Raw genomic sequence first — 18,455 nt, forward strand, 5'->3', positions numbered from 1 at the left:
ACCGGGCAGGCGCACACGCAGTCCCCGGCCGCTCGCGGGACCGGGGACTGCGTGCTGTCGTATCGGACCGGTTACGCCTCGTTCTTACCCGCCAGCGCCTTGGCCTCACGGCGGCGGCGGTGCAGGATCGGCTCGGTGTACCCGTTGGGCTGCGCGGTGCCCTCGAGGATGAGATCCTTCGCGGCCTGGAACGCCACACTGCCCGCGAAATCGGGCGCCATCGGACGGTAGCCGGGATCGCCGGCGTTCTGCCGGTCCACCACCGGCGCCATCCGCTCCAGGCTCGCCACCACCTCATCGGTGGTGACCACACCGTGACGCAGCCAGTTGGCCATCAGCTGGCTCGAGATCCGCAGGGTGGCGCGATCCTCCATCAGCGCGATATCGGAGATGTCGGGCACCTTGGAACAACCCACACCCTGGTCGATCCAGCGCACCACGTAACCGAGGATGGACTGCGAGTTGTTGTCCAGTTCCTCCTGCTTGTCGGCCTCCGACCAGTTGGTGTCCGCGGCCAATGGGATCTGCAGGATGTCGTCGACACTCGCGCGTGCCCCGCCCTTGGCGATCTCGGCCTGCCGTTTGAACACATCCACCAAGTGGTAGTGGGTGGCGTGCAGGGTGGCCGCCGTCGGCGAGGGCACCCACGCGGTGGTGGCGCCGGCCCTGGGGTGGCCGATCTTCTGCTCGAGCATGCCAGCCATCAGATCCGGCATCGCCCACATCCCCTTGCCGATCTGCGCCTTGTGCGGCAGACCGGCCGTGATACCGGTATCGACGTTCCAGTCCTCGTAGGCCAGGATCCAGCGCTGGGTCTTCATCTCCGCCTTGCGGATCATCGGACCCGCCTCCATGGAGGTGTGGATCTCGTCGCCGGTGCGATCCAGGAAGCCGGTGTTGATGAACACCACGCGGTCGGCGGCGGCGTTGATGCACGCCTTCAGGTTCACCGTGGTGCGGCGCTCCTCGTCCATGATGCCGACCTTGAGCGTATTGCGCGGCAGGTCCAGCACATCCTCGACCGCGGCGAACAGGTCGTTGGTGAACGCCACCTCGTCCGGGCCGTGCATCTTCGGCTTCACGATGTAGACCGAACCCGTGCGGCTGTTGGTGAGCGCCACATCGTCGCGCAGCGAATGCTTGGCGATCAGCGAGGTGATGATGCCGTCCAGGATGCCCTCGGGCACCTCGTTGCCCTCGGCGTCCAGGATCGCGTCACTGGTCATCAGATGGCCCACATTGCGCACGAACAGCAGCGACCGGCCGTGCACCGTCAGTTCGGAGCCGTCCAGGGCGGTGTAGACCCGATCCGGGTTCATGGTCCGGGTGAAGGTTTTGCCGTTCTTGGTGACCTCTTCGGCGAGATCGCCCTTCATCAGGCCCAGCCAGTTGCGGTAGCAGAGGGTCTTGTCCTCGGCGTCCACCGCGGCCACGGAGTCCTCGAAGTCCATGATCGTGGTGACCGCGGATTCGAGGACCACGTCCTTGATACCGGCGGTATCGGTGCTGCCGATCGGCGACTCGGGATCGATCTGGATCTCGATGTGCAGACCGTTGTTCTTCAGCAGGATCGATCGCGGCGCGGCCGGGTCGCCGATATAGCCGACCAGCTGACCGGCATCGGCCAGACCGATGGTGGTGCCGTCCTCCAGGCCCACCTCTAGCTCACCGTCGACGATGGCGTAGGAGGTGGAGCCGATATGCGAACCGGTGATCAGGGTGACCGCGTCGTCGAGGAAGTTGCGGGCCCATTCGATGACCTTGTCGCCGCGCACCCGGTTGTAGCCGGTGCCCTTCTCGGCGCCGCCGGTCTCCGGGATGGCGTCGGTGCCGTAGAGCGCGTCGTACAGCGATCCCCAGCGGGCATTGGCGGCGTTGATGGCGAACCGCGCGTTGCTCACCGGGACCACCAGCTGCGGGCCGGCGGTGCTGCTGATCTCCTCGTCGACGCCGGCGGTGCCGATGGTGAAATCGGCGGGCTCGGGCTGTAGGTAGCCGATCTCGACCAGGAACTGCTTATACGCCGACTTGTCGTAGTTGGCGCCCGGGTGTTCGCTGTGCCAGGCGTCGAGCTTGCCCTGGATCTCGTCGCGTTCGGCCAGCAGGGCCCGGTTGCGCGGGGCGAACTCGGTGATGATCCGCTCGGCGCCGGCCCAGAACGCGGCGGAATCGACGCCGGTACCGGGGAGCGCCTCGTTCTCTACGAAGTCGTGGAGAACGGTGGCAACCTCGAGCCCGCCGACCTTTTTCCGCTCTGTCATCTACGTGCCTCACTTCCGCGAAATACCGGGTGGAAAGTCGATGTTTATGTTACCGACCGGTAGCGGCGCTCCGATCGCCGGGTGATCACGTGGACGGGGCGCAGTCGTCCCGGTCCCGGACTCTACTCCGGACCGTCGCGGCCACGGGGGCTCCGCCGCCGGCGTCGCGGCGGTCCATCCCTTGGCTACGACCGCCGGTTGCCGGCGCACCGATCCGGTGCCGGAAAAAATGAGCCGACAACCGTTACCGCCCTGTGCCACCATGTATTCCACCCGGCCCGCCACCCGGCAGGGCTACGACACAGAGAAGGGAGGAGTGGTCTTGTATCCAGTCGCACCGGCCGGTGACACCCGGTCGAACGCCGATTCCGCAGCGCGCACCAGCGCGCCGAACCGGCCGATGGGCGTCCGCGGCGAACCGCTGCGGCAGCCGAAACCCGCCGGCGGCGATCTCGCGATCGACCGGCTCCTCCCGCAGCGGCGCTGACCGCCCGCCTTCTCCCGCGTCCGTTGTAGTCCCGGCTGTCCCGGGCCGACGAAATCTGGTGGTTCCCATGCCGACAACTGCTGTCGCCGAACCGGCGAAGCTCACTCCGGACAATTGGATACACAGCCGCGTCCTGGTGCTCAATGCCAGCTACGAGGCGTTGGCCCGGATTCCGGCCGACCGGGCAGTGGTATTGCTGACCAGCGGAATCGCCGAATCCGTCGTCATCCGGCAGCCGAATTTCCCGATCCGGTCCCAGCACACCGAGATCATGCTGCCGGAGACGATCCGCTTGGTCCGCTACCGATACCTGGCCCATCTCGCGGTCCGCCGGCCCGAGGGCCGTGCCACCCATGCCGCGATCCTGCGGCGGGACGGGAACCGGTGCGGATACTGCGGAGCCGGGGCGCACACCGTCGACCACATCCGGCCGCGCAGCCGAGGCGGGCCCAATACCTGGGAGAACCTCATCGCGTGCTGCGCCCCCTGCAATACCGGTAAAGCCGACCGCACCCCCGAAGAGGCCGGTATGCGGCTGCTCTGGCAGCCCCGGCCGCCGGATCCGCTCGCCCGGGCGCAGCGGCGGGTCTGGCGGCAACTCACGACGACAACCACCACCGAGGCGATCCACGAGAGGAGGGGATCGAGATGACCGTCGAGATTCTGGCAGACCTGCTGCCCGTCTCCGACAGCCGCGAATGGCAGCGGGCCGCCTGCCGTGGCGACCCGAACCACGAGGCGTGGTTTCCCTACCCGTCCCAGGACTTCGCCTATGCGCGGGAAGTGTGCGGGCGCTGCCCGATCCGGCCCGAATGCCGGAGGTTCGCCGAGCGCACCGGACAATCCGGCGTGTGGGGCGGGCAGGAATTCGACCGAGGCACGATGATCCGGGAGTAGCCGGATCGAAGCTGGTCGGAGGCACTGTGGGGCCGTGCGGCGAGCACGGCCCCACAGTCGTGACCGTGGTGCGTCACGGGGCGGTTCAGGACCATAGACTGACTGCCCGTGGGTACCCATCGCAGCACCGGTTCTTCCCGGAGATCGAGCAAGGGACCGGTGATCGCGGCGGTTATCGTGGTGGTCCTGGTCGCACTGGTTTTCGGATGTTCTCGACTGAGCACGGATTCCGCGGACCGATCGGCGGCCGCGGGAACGTGCGTGGAAGGTGAGGCCGTCCTCGACGTGACGGCCGATCCGGACGTCGCAGACCCGGTCCGCACCATTGCGGCACGCTACAACGAGACCCGGCCGGTGGTCCGCGACCACTGCGCGAAGGTCGTCGTCACCGAGCGGCCGTCCGCCGATATGGTGGCCGCCTTCACCTCGAACGCCACCTGGAATCCCGTCCTCGGCCCCCGGCCGGGGCTGTGGATACCGGTGTCCAGCCGCGATATCGAGTCCATGCGGGTGCCCGGCCTCATCGAGGGCACCCCGCAGTCGATCGCGTCCAGCCCCATCGTGCTCGCCGTGCCCGAGATCCTGCGGCACGCGCTGGCCGCCACCCAGACCTCGTGGGCGGATCTGCCACGGCTGCAACAGGGTTCACTCGATCAGATCGGCCTCCCGGGCTGGGCGGGGTTGGAGTTGGCGCTCCCTGCGGGTGACAGCACGCTCGCCGTCGCCGCCGCCGTGGCCGGTGCGATCTCCGGCACCGAACCGCTCACCGAGGAGGCCGCGAAATCCGGCCAGGCGATCTCCGCGGTATCGGGGCTGGCCGCCGCCGCACCCGAGGCCGCCGATGTCTCCGCAGCGCTGACCACCCTGTCGGCCGCCGCTCCGGCCGAGGCCGCGGTGCACGCCGTACCCGTGACCCAGCGGCAACTGGCGGCCGATGGCAGCGCGACCGCCTATGTCCCTGTCGGGGCGGCGCCGGTGGCCGACTATCCGGCCGCGATCATGTCCGGCCCCTGGGTGGACGAGACACAGAATCTCATCGCCGGTCTGTTCGCCGACTACCTGCGCAGGCCCGAACAGCAGCGGGACCTGATCGCCGCCGGATTCGCCGCGCCGCCGGCCCAGCAGGTCGTCTCGCCGCCGCGCGCCGCGCTGGACCGGCTCCGCAAGGCGCTCACCAACCCGGTGCTCGGGGTGCAGGCCACCGCGCTGCTGGACGTCTCGTCCTCCATGGGCACCACCGAAGGCGACCTCACCCGCCTGACCAACACCGTCGGCGCGCTGGCCTCCACCTTGAATGTGATGCCGCCCGATTTCGGTCTGGGCATCTGGACATTCGGCAAGAACGTCGACGGCGACAACCCGTACCGGGTCATCGCCGGCACCGCCCGCCTCGACGACGAACACCGCGGCACCCTGATGGGATCGCTCGGGAAGATCCAGGCGAGCACCGAGAGCGCCGACGAATGCTATCCGGCATTGCTGGCGGCGTATCGCGGCGCGATAGAGACCTACGCCGCCGACCGCACCAATTCGATCCTGCTCGTCACCGACGGACCCGAAGACGAGTCCACGCTCAGCGGAGAAGACCTCCTGTCCGCCATCCAGGACGCGGGCGATCCCGCGACACCCATCCGGGTGGACGTCATAGTCGTCGGGGGCGGCCAGGGCACCGATACATTGCGCACGCTGACCCAGCGCACCGGCGGCAGCTATGCCCTACTGCCGAGCAGTAACGACCTCGAGTTCGGCACCGCCGTGGTCGGGGCGCTCACCACACCCTGACCGGCGGTCATCCGGACCGCCCGGCCCGGGATTCCCGCCAGTGATAGCGGGTCCGGGGCCGGCCGGTTCGGCCGTATTCGGAGCGGCGGTCCAGCACACCGTCCTCGGTCAGCCGCTCCAGATAACGCCAGGCGGTGATCCGTGAAACCCCGATCGAGGTTGCCGCGTCGGCGGCGGTGAGCCCGTCCGGAGCGGCGCGGACCGCGCGGGTGATCTCCGCCAGCGTGTTCGGCGCGACTCCTTTCGGTGTGCCGGCCTGTCGCGCGGGAGTGCGCAGCACCGCCAGGGCCTTGTCGATATCGTCCTGGGTGGCGGCGGCTTCGCCGGTGGGCAGGGCGCCGTGGAACTCCCGGTACCGTTCGAGTTTGTCCTGAAACGCCGCGAAGGTGAACGGTTTCAACAGGTAGAGCACCACACCGTGGGCCACGGCCGCGCGGACCATGGCCAGGTCCCGGGCCGAGGTGATCGCGATGACGTCCGGTCGCGGCCGCTGCCCGACGAGAGTCGCCGCCACCTCGAGGCCGCTCATATCGGGCAGACCGATATCCAGCAACACCAGATCGATGGGCGCACCGGCGGTCGCCGCGGCCGCCACGGACCGCAGCGCGTCGCGGCCGGTGCGCGCGCGGCCCACCACGCGGAATCCGGAGAGCCGGCCGAGGTAGGCCGCGTGGGCGTCGGCGATCAGCGGTTCGTCGTCGACGATGAGCACCCGGATCATCCGCGTTCCTCCCGTGGAATACGCACCGTGACCGCACTCTCCGGAGCGGTCTCGGTACCGATGGTGCCACCGTGGCGGGTGACCAGCCCGAGCACCAGCGCCAGGCCCAGACCGTGGTGCCCGGCCTTGGTGGAGTATCCGCGTTCCGCGGCCCGGACGAAACTCTGCGGCGGGATACCGGGGCCGCTGTCGGCCACCCGGACCGTCAGCGCCGTCGCGTCCGCGCGCGCGGTCACCTCGACCCAGGCATCGGGGCTGCCGGCCACGGCATCGATCGCATTGTCGATCAGGTTCCCCATCAGGGTTACCGCCTCCCGGGTGGACAGCGGCGCCGCCGAATCCATGGCGGTATCGGCGGTCACGGTCAGTTCGACATCGCGCTCGGCCGCCTGGTTCACCTTGCCCAGCAGCAGGGCCGCCAGCACCGGATCGCCCACCTCGGCCAGCAGCCGATCGATCAGGGCCTGGGACAGCTCGAGCTCCGCGGTCGCGAATTGCACCGCCTCGTCGTAGCGGCCCAGCTCCACCATGGTGACGACGGTGTGCAGCCGATTGGCCGATTCGTGCGCCTGGGCCCGCAGGGATTCGGCGAACCCGCGGACGGTATCGAGTTCGCCCAGTACCGTACGCAATTCCGTGTGGTCACGAATGGTGGTCACAGTGCCCTGCGCGCGGCGCCCCAGATCGACGACGTCCTGATTGACCAGGAGCACCCGGTCGGCGGTCACATGGGTTTCGTCGCGGACGGTCCGGCGGTCCAGGTCACGGAGTGAGGCGGGCAGGTCGGCCCGGGTCACCGGCCCCTCGGGCAGCTCGAGCAACCGGCGGGCCTCGTCGTTGACCACTTCCGCCCGCTCGCCGGTCGGCCCGAAGACCAGCAGCCCCTCGTGGACCGCATGCAGAACCGCGTCGTGATGTTCGTACATCGCCCATAGTTGCGCGGGTGCCAGCCCCTGGGTCTGCCTGCGCAATCGGCGGTTCAGCAGCAGGGACCCGGCGGCGGCGACCAGAAGACCCGCGGCGGTCACACCCACGATGACGGGTAACTGCGCGGTGAGGCGTTCCCCGATCACGGCCCGGGTCACACCCGCGGAGACCAGCGCGACCACGCGCCCGTCGGCGTTGACCGGGGTCACCGCGCGGATGGAGGGGCCCAGGCTACCGGTGTAGGTCTCGGTGAAGGTGGCACCCGCCAGGGCGCGGTCGATGTTCCCGCTGAACGGTCTACCGATCCGCGCCGGATCGGTGTGGGTGAACCGGGTGCGGTCGGGAGCCATCACCACGATGAAATCCACCCCGGTCGCCCGCCGGATCTGTTCGGTCACCGGCTGCAGCAACGCGGTCGGGTCCGGGGATCGCACCGCGGCCGCGGTGGACGGCGCCGCCGCGACGCTCACCGCGATATCGGTGACCTCGCGGGTGGCGGTCCGGTCGCCCTCGCGCCGGGCATCCAGTACCGCGTACCCGGCCCAGAGGACTGTGACCAGCGACAACAGCACCAATTGCAGGACGAACACCTGTCCCGCCAGGGACCATCGACCGGTTCGCACAAGCTCCTCCGCTGAACGAAATGCACAAAAGCGTGACGGACGTCACGTATCGGTCCACCATGGCACAGGGCGTGGTGGCCGGGTTCACCGCGCCCGCGCACTACGACTCGGGAGGAGACCAGGTCATGGAGGACCGGACTCGAACACGGCGGGATCGCACCCACTGGCTCTATCTGGCGGTTATCGTCGCCGTCCTGGCGGGCATACTGGTCGGTTGGCTCGCGCCCGACACCGGGCGCGCGCTGGCACCGCTGGGCACGATGTTCGTCGACCTGATCAAGATGATGATCGCACCGGTCATCTTCTGCACCATCGTCCTGGGGATCGGTTCGGTGCGCGCGGCCACCACCGTCGGTAAGGTCGGCGGCCTGGCCCTCGGGTACTTCCTGGCCATGTCCACGGTGGCCCTGGGTATCGGACTGCTGGTCGGAAATCTGCTCGATCCGGGCACCGGGCTGAACATCACCGAGTCCGCGGGCCAGGGCGCCAAGTACGCCGAAGAGGCACACGGAGCCGGCGGCACCGTGGAATTCCTGCACAGCATCATCCCCACGACCCTGGTCTCCTCGCTGACGGCGGGCAGTGTGCTGCAGGCGCTGTTCGTCGCGCTACTGGTCGGGTTCGCGGTGCAGGCCATGGGTTCGGCCGGTGAGCCGATCCTGCGCGGCGTCGCACTCATCCAGAAGCTGGTCTTCCGAATCCTGTCGATGATCCTCTGGCTGGCCCCGATCGGCGCGTTCGGCGCGATCGCCAATGTGGTGGGCCGGACCGGTTTGGAAGCCGTGGTCCAGCTGGCCACCCTGATGATCGCCTTCTATCTGACCTGCCTGCTGTTCGTCTTCGGCGTACTCGGTGTCCTGCTGCGGCTGGTCGCGAGGGTGTCGATCTTCAAACTGTGCCGTTACCTCGCTCGCGAATACCTGCTCATCGTGGCCACCTCCTCCTCGGAATCGGCACTGCCGCGGCTGATCGCGAAAATGGAACATATGGGGGTGCAGCGCACCACCGTGGGCGTGGTGGTACCGACCGGCTATTCGTTCAATCTGGACGGCACCGCCATCTATCTGACCATGGCCTCGATCTTCATCGCCGACGCGATGGGACAGCCGTTGAACCTGGGCGAACAACTCGGTCTGCTGGTGTTCATGATCGTGGCGTCCAAGGGCGCGGCCGGTGTCACCGGTGCGGGCCTGGCCACCCTGGCCGGCGGGCTGCAGAGTCATCGGCCCGAACTCCTCGACGGCGTCGGTTTGATCGTCGGCATCGATCGCTTCATGTCCGAGGCCCGCGCGCTCACCAATTTCTCCGGTAACGCCGTCGCCACCCTGCTGGTCGGCACCTGGACCAAGACCGTGGACCCCGAGCAGATGCGCGACGTCCTGGACCGGAAGGTGCCGTTCGACGAGCAGACCATGGTGGACGACCACGACTCGCGGCCGGCCGAGGAGGACAGCACAAAGGTCCTCGTTCCGGCCTGACGCCGATCGATGGGCCGCCCGGTCCGTCGTGCCCCGGTCGAGGTGTCGTTCTCCGGAACGGGACCCGGCCGGGCGAAGTCCGTTCCCGACCTCAGGGGACCACCGATTTCCGGACCGGCCGGACACACCCACGCCCGCCGGTCGTCACGCGAAGGCGCCGACCGGGCGGGTGTACCGAACTCCGGTCCGGCATCGGCTGCGCGTCAGTCCGCGTAGGCCTCCGGCGGTGGGCAGGTGCAGATCAGATTGCGGTCACCGAACGCGCCATCGATCCGGCGCACGGCCGGCCACACCTTGGGCCGATCGTGGGTGAGACCGAGCGGGTACGCCGCGACCTCCCGGCTGTACGGATGATCCCAGTCGCGGACCAGGCTCGCCGCGGTGTGCGGGGCATTGCGCAGCGGATTGTCCTCGGCCGGCCACTCCCCCGTGCCCACCCGATCGATCTCGCGCCGGATGGCGATCATGGCCTCGGCGAATGCGTCGAGCTCGGCCAGGTTCTCGCTCTCGGTCGGTTCCACCATCAGGGTGCCCGCCACCGGGAAGCTCATGGTCGGCGCGTGGAACCCGTAGTCGGCGAGCCGTTTGGCCACATCGTCGACGGTGACACCGGTGGTCTTGGTGATCTCGCGCAGATCCAGGATGCATTCGTGGGCGACCATCTCGTTGTCGCCCGTGTAGAGGACGGGGTAGTACTCACCGAGGCGGCGTGCCAGATAGTTGGCCGACGCGATCGCGGTGAGAGTGGCCCGGCGCAGTCCCTCGGCTCCCATCATCCGGATGTAGGCCCAGGTGATCGGCAGGATCGATGCCGACCCGTACTCCGCCGCCGACACCGCGTGCGACCCGGCGACCAGTGGATCGCCGGGCAGGTAGGGCGCCAGGTGGGAGCGGACCGCGACCGGACCGACGCCCGGGCCGCCGCCGCCGTGGGGGATGCAGAACGTCTTGTGCAGATTCAGGTGGCTGACGTCGCCGCCGAACCGACCCGGCCGGGCCAGGCCGACCAGTGCGTTCAGATTCGCGCCGTCGACATAGACCTGGCCGCCGGCATCGTGCACCAGCGCACACAGCTCGGCGACCTCGTTCTCGTATACGCCGTGCGTGGACGGGTAGGTGATCATGATGCAGGCCAGTCGTTCGGCGTGGTCGGCGATCTTGGCCCGCAGATCGTCGAGGTCCACATCGCCGTTGTCCCGGCACTTCACCACCTCGACCCGCAGGCCCGCCATGGCGGCGGATGCGGCGTTGGTGCCGTGTGCGCTGGACGGGATGAGGCAGGTGTCGCGGCGGGTATCGCCTCGGTCCAGGTGATAGCGGCGAATGGCCAGCAGTCCCGCGTATTCGCCCTGGCTACCGGCGTTCGGTTGCAGGCTCACCGCGTCGTACCCGGTGATCTCGGCCAGCCAGCGCTCCAGATCATGGATCACCCGCCGCAGACCCGGCGTATCGGCGGCCGGGGCATAGGGGTGCAACCGCGCGAACCCGGGCCAGGTGATCGGTTCCATTTCGGCGGTGGCGTTGAGTTTCATGGTGCACGAGCCGAGCGGGATCATGCTGCGGTCCAGGGCGATGTCCTTATCCGACAGCGCACGCAGGTATCGCAACATCGCCGTTTCTGTGTGGTACCGGGTGAACGCCGGATGGGTCAGGAAATCCGAGGTACGGTCCTCGATCGCGGTAGCGGCCGGCTCGGCGGGGGCGATACCGAAAGCGTCCAGCACGATCGCTAGGTGGTCGACGGTGGTGGCCTCGTCACAGGCCACGGCCACATGGTCGTCGTCCACCCAGCGCAGATTGACTCCGCGTGCGGCAGCCTTGGCCACCACCGTCTCCGCCTGCCCCGGCACCCGGGCCAGCACGGTATCGAAGTAGCGGTCGTGCACCAGGGCCGCACCGAGCGACGCGGCCAGCCGCGCGGCGTGCCCGTGAACCCGGCGGGCGATGGCCCGCAACCCCTCCGCACCGTGGTAGCAGGCGTACATACCGGCCACGATGGCGAGCAATACCTGGGCCGTACAGATGTTGGAAGTGGCCTTTTCCCGGCGAATATGCTGTTCGCGGGTCTGCAGGGCGAGCCGGTAGGCGGGGGCGCCGTCCGCGTCCTTGGACACTCCGACCAGCCGGCCCGGCAGCTGGCGCGCGTAGTCGGCGCGCACCGCCAGGTATCCGGCGTGCGGGCCGCCGAACCCCATCGGCACCCCGAAGCGCTGGGTCGTCCCGAAACATACGTCCGCGCCCTGCTCGCCCGGCGGAGTGACCAGGGTCAGCGCGAGCAGATCCGCCCCGGCGGCCACCAGCGCGCCGCGCTCGTGGGCAGCGGCGATCGTCGCCGTCCAGTCCACGATCCGGCCCGAGGCGCCGGGGACCTGCACGATCACGCCGAAGAACTCGCCGTCGGGCAGACCGGCCCCGGCCAGGTCGGCTTCCACGATCTCGATACCCAGCGGTTGCGCCCGGGTGGCCAGCACCGTGCGGGTCTGCGGGAACAGATCGCGGTCGATCACCAACCGGGCCGGAGCCCGGCGATTGACCCGGCGCAACAGTGTCATCGCTTCGGCGGCTGCTGTGGCCTCATCGAGCATGGACGCATTGGCCACATCGGTGCCGGTCAGATCGGTCACCATGGTCTGAAAGTTCAGCAGCGCCTCCAGCCGGCCCTGGCTGATCTCCGGCTGATAAGGCGTGTACGCGGTGTACCAGGCCGGATTCTCCAGCAGATTACGCACCAGCACCGGCGGAGTCAGGGTGTCGTAGTAGCCCAGGCCGATCATCGATGTGGCGATGTGATCGGATTCGGCGAGCGCCGCGAGTTCGGCGAGCACCTCGTGTTCGGTGCCCGGCGCCGGCAGCCCGGCCAGCGGATCGTCGTCGCGGATCCCGGCGGGCAATGCGGCAGCGGCCAGCTCCTCGGCCGAGCCGACGCCGATCGCGGCGAGTATCCGCGCGAACTCGTGGTCATCCGGTCCGATATGACGATCTGCGAAGGTCTGGGTCACCGCGGCTCCCTGCTGGGTGGGGCGGCCGACCGGCACGGTCGGCTCGGGGCCCTCCCCCTCTGTCGCGGCGCCTGAGAGCTTCGGCGGCCGGATCTCGCTCCGGTCCACCTTTCACCTTGGGCGGGTGGCCCGCAGCCACCACTTTCCAGAGGCGCCGGTTCCCGCACGGTCCTGGTGCCTGAGAGATTGACGGGGAGGTGCTGCTCCTTCGGCGCCCGGATCCGGCGAGGATCCGGGACTCTCCCGCACGGCTACGGCGCCCGGTAATTCTAGCCCGGGTTGCCGTAACGGCCGGGACTCACCTGCCGGTATGTGTCGTTCCCCTCATGTGGCCCGGCCTGTTGATCGTCGACGAGCGCGGTCAGCCGGTTTTCCGGGTCAGTCGCGCCTTGCGGCGGTAGGACAATTCGTCCTCGGGACGTTCGCTGGTCTCCGAGGCGCGTTCGGCGGGGAATGCGGCGATGGCGCCGGTGAGCTCGCGCATGGCGCTGTTCACCGCGATACCGAATACCCCTTGGCCGCCCTGCAGTAAATCGACGACTTCTTCCGGTGAGGTGCACTCGTATACCGAAGTTCCATCGGAGAACAGGGTGATATTCGCCAGATCCTCGACTCCGCGACTACGCAGGTGTTCGACGGCGATACGGATGTTCTGCAGCGAAATACCGGCGTCGAGGAGTCGCTTGACGATTTTCAGGACCAGGATGTCCTTGAACGAATACAGCCGTTGGCTGCCCGAGCCCGCCGCCCCGCGAATGGATGGCACCACCAGGCCCGTTCGCGCCCAGTAGTCCAGTTGCCGGTAACTGATACCGGCGACCTGACAGGCTGTCGGGACCCGGTATCCCACCAGGTCGTCGGGAACCGAATCGTCGGGGAACAATCCGGGTTGTATTTCGTAGCGCCGAGGCGGGCCCTCTTCCGATCGCATATCCCGCATATTCTCTGCCACTGAACTACTCCCTTGCTCCGCCGATCAGTGCCCATAGCCGACGGCCCGGCGTCGAGTATGAGGCTACTCTCCCCATTCTCTCGGCCGCAGCAGTGCCGAACCAAACGCGACGCGCGGTAACAGTCTCGACCTGTAGTTGAGGTCTAGAAAATAAGGCGAGTGCTCAACTATCGGTCGCTTTGAAATCGTCGGGCGATACCGACTCGAGGAACTCCTTGAACTTTTCGACCTCGTCCTCGCGTTCGTCCGGCATCACCAGACCGGCTTCCTCGAGCACCGATTCCGCCGCGTAGATAGGGCAGCCGACGCGCAGGGCTATCGCCACCGAATCCGACGGCCGCGCCGAGATCCGCACTTCGTTGTCGAAGACGAGATCGGCGTAGAACGTGCCTTCCTTCAGGTCCACGATATGAACCTCCTCGAGGGTGTGCCCGAGATCCGCGATCAAGACCTTGATCAGATCGTGGGTGAGCGGCCGGATCGGTGTGACACCCTCCTGTTCGAGCACAATGGCCGTGGCCTCCGCCTGTCCTATCCAGATCGGCAGATACCGCTCCCCCTCCGCCTCCCGCAGCAGCAGGACGGGCTGGTTCTGTGGCTGCTCGACCCGGATGCCGATCACGCGCATTTCGCTCATCGCACTGCCTCCCATACTCCCCGGCCGCCCGCCCTCGCCGATGCAGGGCTCGCCGTACTCACGAGTCTAGGCGAATTCGGCGCGGCGCCGCGATCGCTGATGGACACCGGAATCGGTGTGTTGTCACCGGCCTACCCACCGGCCGCTCGGCCGCAGGTCAGACCGGATTCCGCCGATGACGGCGGGAATCGGACGCTCGGCTCATCCGCCGAGCGAGTTACGCACCGACGCCTTCACCAGGCTCGCGTGCAGTGTCAGCGACAGCGCGGCAAGCTCGCGGACCGTCTCCTCGGCCCGTGCCCGGGCACCTGCGTCGCGGCTCTTGGCGATCGGCGCCGCGATCTGCGCCACCAGCGCCGCCTCCCGGTCCGCGGCGAGCTTGAACGCACGCAGATGCCGCGCCTCCAAACCGAATTCGGCCATCGCCTTGGCGGTGGTCGCGAGGGTGACCGCATCGGCGTCGAAGAACCCGGCCGGGCCGGGGGTGATCAGATTCGCCCGGATCAGATCGTTGAGGAACGTCTCGTCGATCCCCGCCCGCTCCAGCAGATCTGCCCGGGTCACCCGGATCTGCTGATCGAACTCGAAATCGTCGGGCGTGACGCGACCCGGTGGCACACCCAGCCGGCGCGGCGGGCGCGGCAGCGCGCCGGTACTGTCGTCCGGCACCGGATGCCCCGCATCCGGGCGAGCCGTCCGTGCCCGGGCGCGGGCTTCCCGCACCCCGAGCGTCGCGGCACCGCTGTCGATCGCCTCGAGTTGTTCCTTGATCACCTTCAACGGCAGGTACTGGTCACGCTGCGCCGTCAGGACGAAACGCAACCGCTCGCAGTCTGCGACCGAAAACCGGCGGTAGCCCGACGGCGTCCGCTCCGGCCGGATCAGGCCCTCCGCTTCCAGGAAGCGAATCTTGGAAATGGTGATATCCGGAAAATCCGGTCGCAGCAGATCGAGCACGGAGCCGATGGACATCCCTCCGTGCGCCCACTGCTGCGCCGCGCCTGTCATGATCTCGAGTCTTTCATGCCGAGGCGCCGATCACCCGGACCGGCGCACCGATCGTCAGCTGTTCACAGACTTCCCGCACCGGCCGCCGAACCGGTCTCCTGGGTCCGCGGACCCGTGAGGAAAACCAGCCGGAACTTGCCGATCTGTACCTCGTCACCGTTCTGCAGCTCCGACGAATCCACCGGCTCGCGATTGACGTAGGTGCCGTTCAGGCTGCCCACATCGACCACCTGGAAGGAATCCTCGTCCTGCCGGAACTCGGCATGCCGACGACTGACGGTGACATCGTCGAGAAAGATATCGCTGTCGGGATGCCGGCCGGCCGAGGTGGTGGGCTGGTCCAGCAGAAAACGCGAACCCGCGTTCGGGCCACGTTTGACGACGAGCAGCGCCGCCCCGACCGGAAGACCCTCGACACCCTGCACCGGCTGTTCACCGGTCGGCTCGCCGGAGCGCGATGCGTCGACCTCGTTCAGGAAATCCGCGCGGAAGACCGACGTCGTCTCGGCCGCGGTCTCCCCGTAACCCGGGTCTTTGTTCTCGCTCACCGTTTCTCTCCTCCTCGAACCTCATAAACCATGCAGGCAGATGCCGCGATAAGACGTGGCTGGGCGGCCCCGACTCCGGGCGGCACATCCGTTGGCATTGACCGTACCCTGCCGGGCCGTACCCGTGCAGGTAGAACCGGGAAGGCTGGATCAGCCCCCGATAACTCCTTGATAACCCGCGGCATCGAGCAGTTCACCGAGGCTCGAGTCCAATGCGGTCGCATCGGCCACCTCGAGTTCGAACAACCACCCGTCACCGTAGGGATCGGTATTCAGCGTTTCCGGATTCGCCTCCAGTTCCTGGTTCACCGCAACGACTTTCGCGCTCAGTGGAGCGTAGATATCGGAAACGCTCTTGGTCGATTCGACCTCGCCGATACCGTCCCCGGCGGCAACATCGGCGCCGGATTCGGGCAACTGCACGAACACGACGTCACCGAGTTGCGACTGGGCGTAATCGGTGATCCCCACCAGGACACGGGTGGGCTCGATCCGACGTACCCATTCATGTTCCGCGGTGTAACGCAGATCCTCCGGAACCCGGTTCACGTGATGTCCTCTCCTCGTGTCGTCGTGCACGATGCCCGCAACTCTATGCGAGCCCGCCGCCCTCTGCCGCGCCGGTATCCCCGCCATGTGTGGCACGGCCTCCGGCGGGCGCCGGCGGAATCCGGCGCGCCACGGCGACGGCGCGGCCCAGGTAGAGCAGTCCGGTCCACACATAGACGGCCGTACCCCAGATCAGTAGTGCCCCACCGAACGCGGCGCCGAAACCATCGCCGACCCAGTCCATCTGCCCGGCCAGCAGCCACGGCAGTGCCGACATGAGCGCGAAGGTGGCCGCCTTGCCCAGATAGATGACCTCGGGCGGGTCCAGGTCACGGCGGCGGTAGACCGTCAGGGTCAGGGTCAGCACCGCGTCGCGCCCGATCAGCAGGGCGGCCACCCACCAGGGGATCAGCCCGCGGACGACGAAGGCGACGAGCGTGGTCACCAGGTAGAGCCGGTCGACGAAGGGGTCCAGCAGGGCGCCGAGCCGCGAGGACTGGTCCAGCAGCCGGGCGAGTTTGCCATCCAGGAAGTCGGTGAGCCCGCTCAGGATCAACAGGACGAACGCCCAGCCGTCGGCATGCTCCACCAGCAGCAACCACAGGAACAGTGGTACGCCGATCAACCGCAGCACGCTGAGGACGTTGGGGACGGTGAGCAGCCGGTCGGACAGGACCGCGGCGAGCGCGCCGCCGGGACTCCGATCCGCGGTCTCGGATCCGCCGGTTCCCGAATCGCTCTTCACATGGGTGTGCATACCGCATGGCGCCCACCCACGCCAGCACACCCCGCCGCGTCATTCGATGAAAGAATGAGTATGAAACCATCTCATCATCGAGTCGGGTGAGAGGAAGATCATGCCAGAGTTCGACTACGACGTCGTGGTCATCGGATCGGGGTTCGGCGGGAGCGTGAGCGCCCTGCGACTCACCGAGAAAGGCTACCGGGTCGGGGTCCTCGAAGCCGGGCGGCGCTGGGACGCCGAGACGCTGCCGCGCAGCAACTGGAACCTCCGCAAATCCCTCTGGGCACCGAAACTCGGGTTCACCGGGCCCCAGCGGATCAGCCTGCTCGGCAAATGCGCGGTGTTCTCCGGCGCCGGCGTGGGCGGCGGCTCGCTCATCTACGGCAACACCCTCTACGAACCGCTCACCGACTTCTTCACCGACCGGCAATGGGCGCACATCACCGACTGGCAGGCCGAACTCGCGCCCTACTACGACCAGGCGCGCCGCATGCTCGGCGTGACGACCAACCCGCGGACCACCCCCGCAGACGAGGTGATCCGCGACGTCGCCACGGATATGGGTGTGGGCGAGACCTTCCACCCCACCGACGTCGGAGTGTTCTTCAACGAGGACGACCCCGGCACCGAGGTCGACGATCCCTATTTCGGCGGTGCCGGCCCGCGCCGGAGCGGCTGTGTGCACTGCGCGCGTTGCCTGACCGGTTGCCCACACAACGCCAAGAACACGACCACCACCAACTACCTGTTCCTGGCCGAGCAGGCCGGTGCCATCGTGCACCCGCTCACCGCCGCCACCGCGGTGCGTCCGCTGCCCGACGGCGGCTACGCCGTCGACACTGTCCGGCCCGACCGGTGGATCCGCAAGCACACACGCACGTTCACCGCCGAACAGGTGGTGTTCGCGGGCGCGGCGCTGGGCACCCAGGAACTGCTGCACCGGATGCGGGATCGGGGCGTACTGCCGCAACTGTCCCCGCGCCTGGGTGAGCTCACCCGCAGCAACTCCGAGGCGATCCTGGCGGTGGTGAGCCGGTCACGCCGCGACTTCGCCGCCGGTGTCGCCATCACCTCCTCGATACATCCCGAGGCGAACACCCATATCGAGGTGTGCCACTACGGCAAAGGGCAGAACGCGCTGTTCCCGCTCTCGGCGCCGGTGGTCGACGGCGGGGCGTTCCGGTTCCTGCGCTTCCTGCTCGCCGCGGTCGCGCACCCGGTGGTGTTCCTGCGCAGTTTCAACGCCCGGCACGCCTCGGAGCGATCGGTGATCCTGCTGGTCATGCAGTCGCTGGACAATTCGCTCACCTCGTTCCTGCGGCGGGGCGCGCTGACGACGAAACAGGGCACGGGTGAACCCAACCCGACCTGGATCCCGCTGGCACACGAGGTCGGCCGGCGGTTCGCGGCCAAGATCGACGGGGACACCCACGGGCTCTACACCGACGTCCTCGATATTCCGGCCACCGCGCACTACATCGGCGGCTGCGTGATCGGCGACCGGCCCGAGACGGGCGTGGTGGACCCCTATCAGCGGGTCTACGGACATCCGGGCCTGCATATCGCCGACGGGTCCGCGGTCACCGCCAACCTCGGGGTGAACCCCTCGCTCACCATCACCGCCCAGGCCGAACGCGCGATGGCCTTCTGGCCGAACAAGAACCAGGAGGACACCCGGCCCGGACTCGGCACCCCGTATCAGCGGATCGCGCCCGTGGCGCCGGGACGGCCGGCGGTTCCGGCCGCGGCGCCCGGGGCGCTGCGCCTGCCCCTCACGCCGCTGCGGGGAAGCTGAGCCGGCCCGGCCTCGGTCCGCGCGAGCACCCGGGGCCCGGCGGAAC

16 protein-coding genes and 2 riboswitches are annotated in these 18,455 nt (G+C 68.2%); of the genes, 6 read left to right on the forward strand and 10 right to left on the reverse strand.

The annotated features are described in order from the left end of the window. Positions 1-71 precede the first annotated feature (71 nt). Complete coding sequence (locus tag NS4_RS04080; protein WP_063058107.1) at positions 72-2,261, reverse strand: malate synthase G; 2,190 nt, start codon at positions 2,259-2,261, stop codon at positions 72-74. Positions 2,262-2,583: 322 nt separating this feature from the next. Between NS4_RS04080 and NS4_RS04085 the strand changes: the two genes are divergently transcribed. The 4 genes from NS4_RS04085 (at position 2,584) to NS4_RS04100 (ending at position 5,427) form a co-directional block, all read left to right on the forward strand. Then, positions 2,584-2,748 carry a hypothetical protein gene (locus NS4_RS04085; RefSeq protein WP_157105880.1) on the forward strand — a complete coding sequence of 55 codons (165 nt, stop codon included), beginning with the start codon at positions 2,584-2,586 and terminating at the stop codon, positions 2,746-2,748. A 67-nt stretch (positions 2,749-2,815) separates the two neighbouring features. After that, positions 2,816-3,400, forward strand: a complete 585-nt coding sequence (locus NS4_RS04090) for an HNH endonuclease (protein ID WP_063058109.1) — start codon at positions 2,816-2,818, stop codon at positions 3,398-3,400. After that, positions 3,397-3,645, forward strand: a complete 249-nt coding sequence (locus NS4_RS04095) for a WhiB family transcriptional regulator (RefSeq protein ID WP_063058110.1) — start codon at positions 3,397-3,399, stop codon at positions 3,643-3,645. The genes NS4_RS04090 and NS4_RS04095 overlap by 4 nt, the downstream gene beginning before the upstream one ends. A gap of 159 nt (positions 3,646-3,804) precedes the next feature. Beyond that, positions 3,805-5,427: a substrate-binding domain-containing protein gene (locus tag NS4_RS04100; RefSeq protein WP_245665052.1), complete on the forward strand. Its 1,623-nt coding sequence runs from the start codon at positions 3,805-3,807 to the stop codon at positions 5,425-5,427. 7 nt (positions 5,428-5,434) lie between these two features. Here NS4_RS04100 and NS4_RS04105 read toward each other — a convergent pair whose 3' ends face one another. Together NS4_RS04105 and NS4_RS04110 are read right to left on the reverse strand one after the other, a co-directional pair. Next, positions 5,435-6,148: a response regulator gene (locus NS4_RS04105; protein WP_063058111.1), complete on the reverse strand. Its 714-nt coding sequence runs from the start codon at positions 6,146-6,148 to the stop codon at positions 5,435-5,437. Continuing rightward, on the reverse strand, positions 6,145-7,698 hold the full coding sequence (locus tag NS4_RS04110; protein WP_063058112.1) for a sensor histidine kinase: 1,554 nt from the start codon (positions 7,696-7,698) through the stop codon (positions 6,145-6,147). The genes NS4_RS04105 and NS4_RS04110 overlap by 4 nt, the downstream gene beginning before the upstream one ends. A gap of 125 nt (positions 7,699-7,823) precedes the next feature. Here NS4_RS04110 and NS4_RS04115 point away from each other — a divergent pair, with 125 nt between their 5' ends. Continuing rightward, positions 7,824-9,176 (forward strand): cation:dicarboxylate symporter family transporter, encoded by a 1,353-nt coding sequence (locus tag NS4_RS04115; protein ID WP_063058392.1) that lies wholly within the window; start codon positions 7,824-7,826, stop codon positions 9,174-9,176. Positions 9,177-9,379: 203 nt separating this feature from the next. Here the strand turns inward: NS4_RS04115 and gcvP are convergent, their stop codons facing one another. The 7 genes from gcvP to NS4_RS04150 form a co-directional block, all read right to left on the reverse strand. Beyond that, positions 9,380-12,175, reverse strand: coding sequence for an aminomethyl-transferring glycine dehydrogenase (gene gcvP, locus NS4_RS04120; protein WP_063058393.1), 2,796 nt, complete (start codon positions 12,173-12,175; stop codon positions 9,380-9,382). Between the two features lie 49 nt (positions 12,176-12,224). After that, positions 12,225-12,330: riboswitch (glycine riboswitch) on the reverse strand. 1 nt (position 12,331) lies between these two features. After that, positions 12,332-12,431, reverse strand: a riboswitch (glycine riboswitch). 105 nt (positions 12,432-12,536) lie between these two features. Then, complete coding sequence (locus NS4_RS04125) at positions 12,537-13,115, reverse strand: MerR family transcriptional regulator (RefSeq protein WP_063058113.1); 579 nt, start codon at positions 13,113-13,115, stop codon at positions 12,537-12,539. A gap of 175 nt (positions 13,116-13,290) precedes the next feature. Next, positions 13,291-13,764, reverse strand: a complete 474-nt coding sequence (locus tag NS4_RS04130) for a bifunctional nuclease family protein (protein ID WP_063058394.1) — start codon at positions 13,762-13,764, stop codon at positions 13,291-13,293. Between the two features lie 201 nt (positions 13,765-13,965). Next, complete coding sequence (gene ftsR, locus NS4_RS04135) at positions 13,966-14,772, reverse strand: transcriptional regulator FtsR (RefSeq protein WP_063058114.1); 807 nt, start codon at positions 14,770-14,772, stop codon at positions 13,966-13,968. A 62-nt stretch (positions 14,773-14,834) separates the two neighbouring features. Continuing rightward, positions 14,835-15,320, reverse strand: a complete 486-nt coding sequence (gene odhI / locus NS4_RS04140) for an oxoglutarate dehydrogenase inhibitor Odhl (RefSeq protein ID WP_063058115.1) — start codon at positions 15,318-15,320, stop codon at positions 14,835-14,837. Positions 15,321-15,470: 150 nt separating this feature from the next. Next, a complete protein-coding gene (gcvH, locus tag NS4_RS04145) occupies positions 15,471-15,869 on the reverse strand; it encodes a glycine cleavage system protein GcvH (protein ID WP_063058116.1) in 399 nt (132 codons plus the stop codon). Between the two features lie 43 nt (positions 15,870-15,912). After that, positions 15,913-16,542 (reverse strand): CDP-alcohol phosphatidyltransferase family protein, encoded by a 630-nt coding sequence (locus NS4_RS04150; protein ID WP_063058395.1) that lies wholly within the window; start codon positions 16,540-16,542, stop codon positions 15,913-15,915. Between the two features lie 184 nt (positions 16,543-16,726). Here NS4_RS04150 and NS4_RS04155 point away from each other — a divergent pair, with 184 nt between their 5' ends. Next, the gene (locus NS4_RS04155) at positions 16,727-18,409 is read left to right on the forward strand and encodes a GMC oxidoreductase (protein WP_063058117.1); all 1,683 of its coding nucleotides are present in this window, start codon (positions 16,727-16,729) and stop codon (positions 18,407-18,409) included. Positions 18,410-18,455 lie beyond the last annotated feature (46 nt).

The sequence above is a fragment of the Nocardia sienata NBRC 100364 genome, from assembly GCF_001613205.1.
In the GTDB taxonomy this organism is placed as follows: domain Bacteria; phylum Actinomycetota; class Actinomycetes; order Mycobacteriales; family Mycobacteriaceae; genus Nocardia; species Nocardia sienata.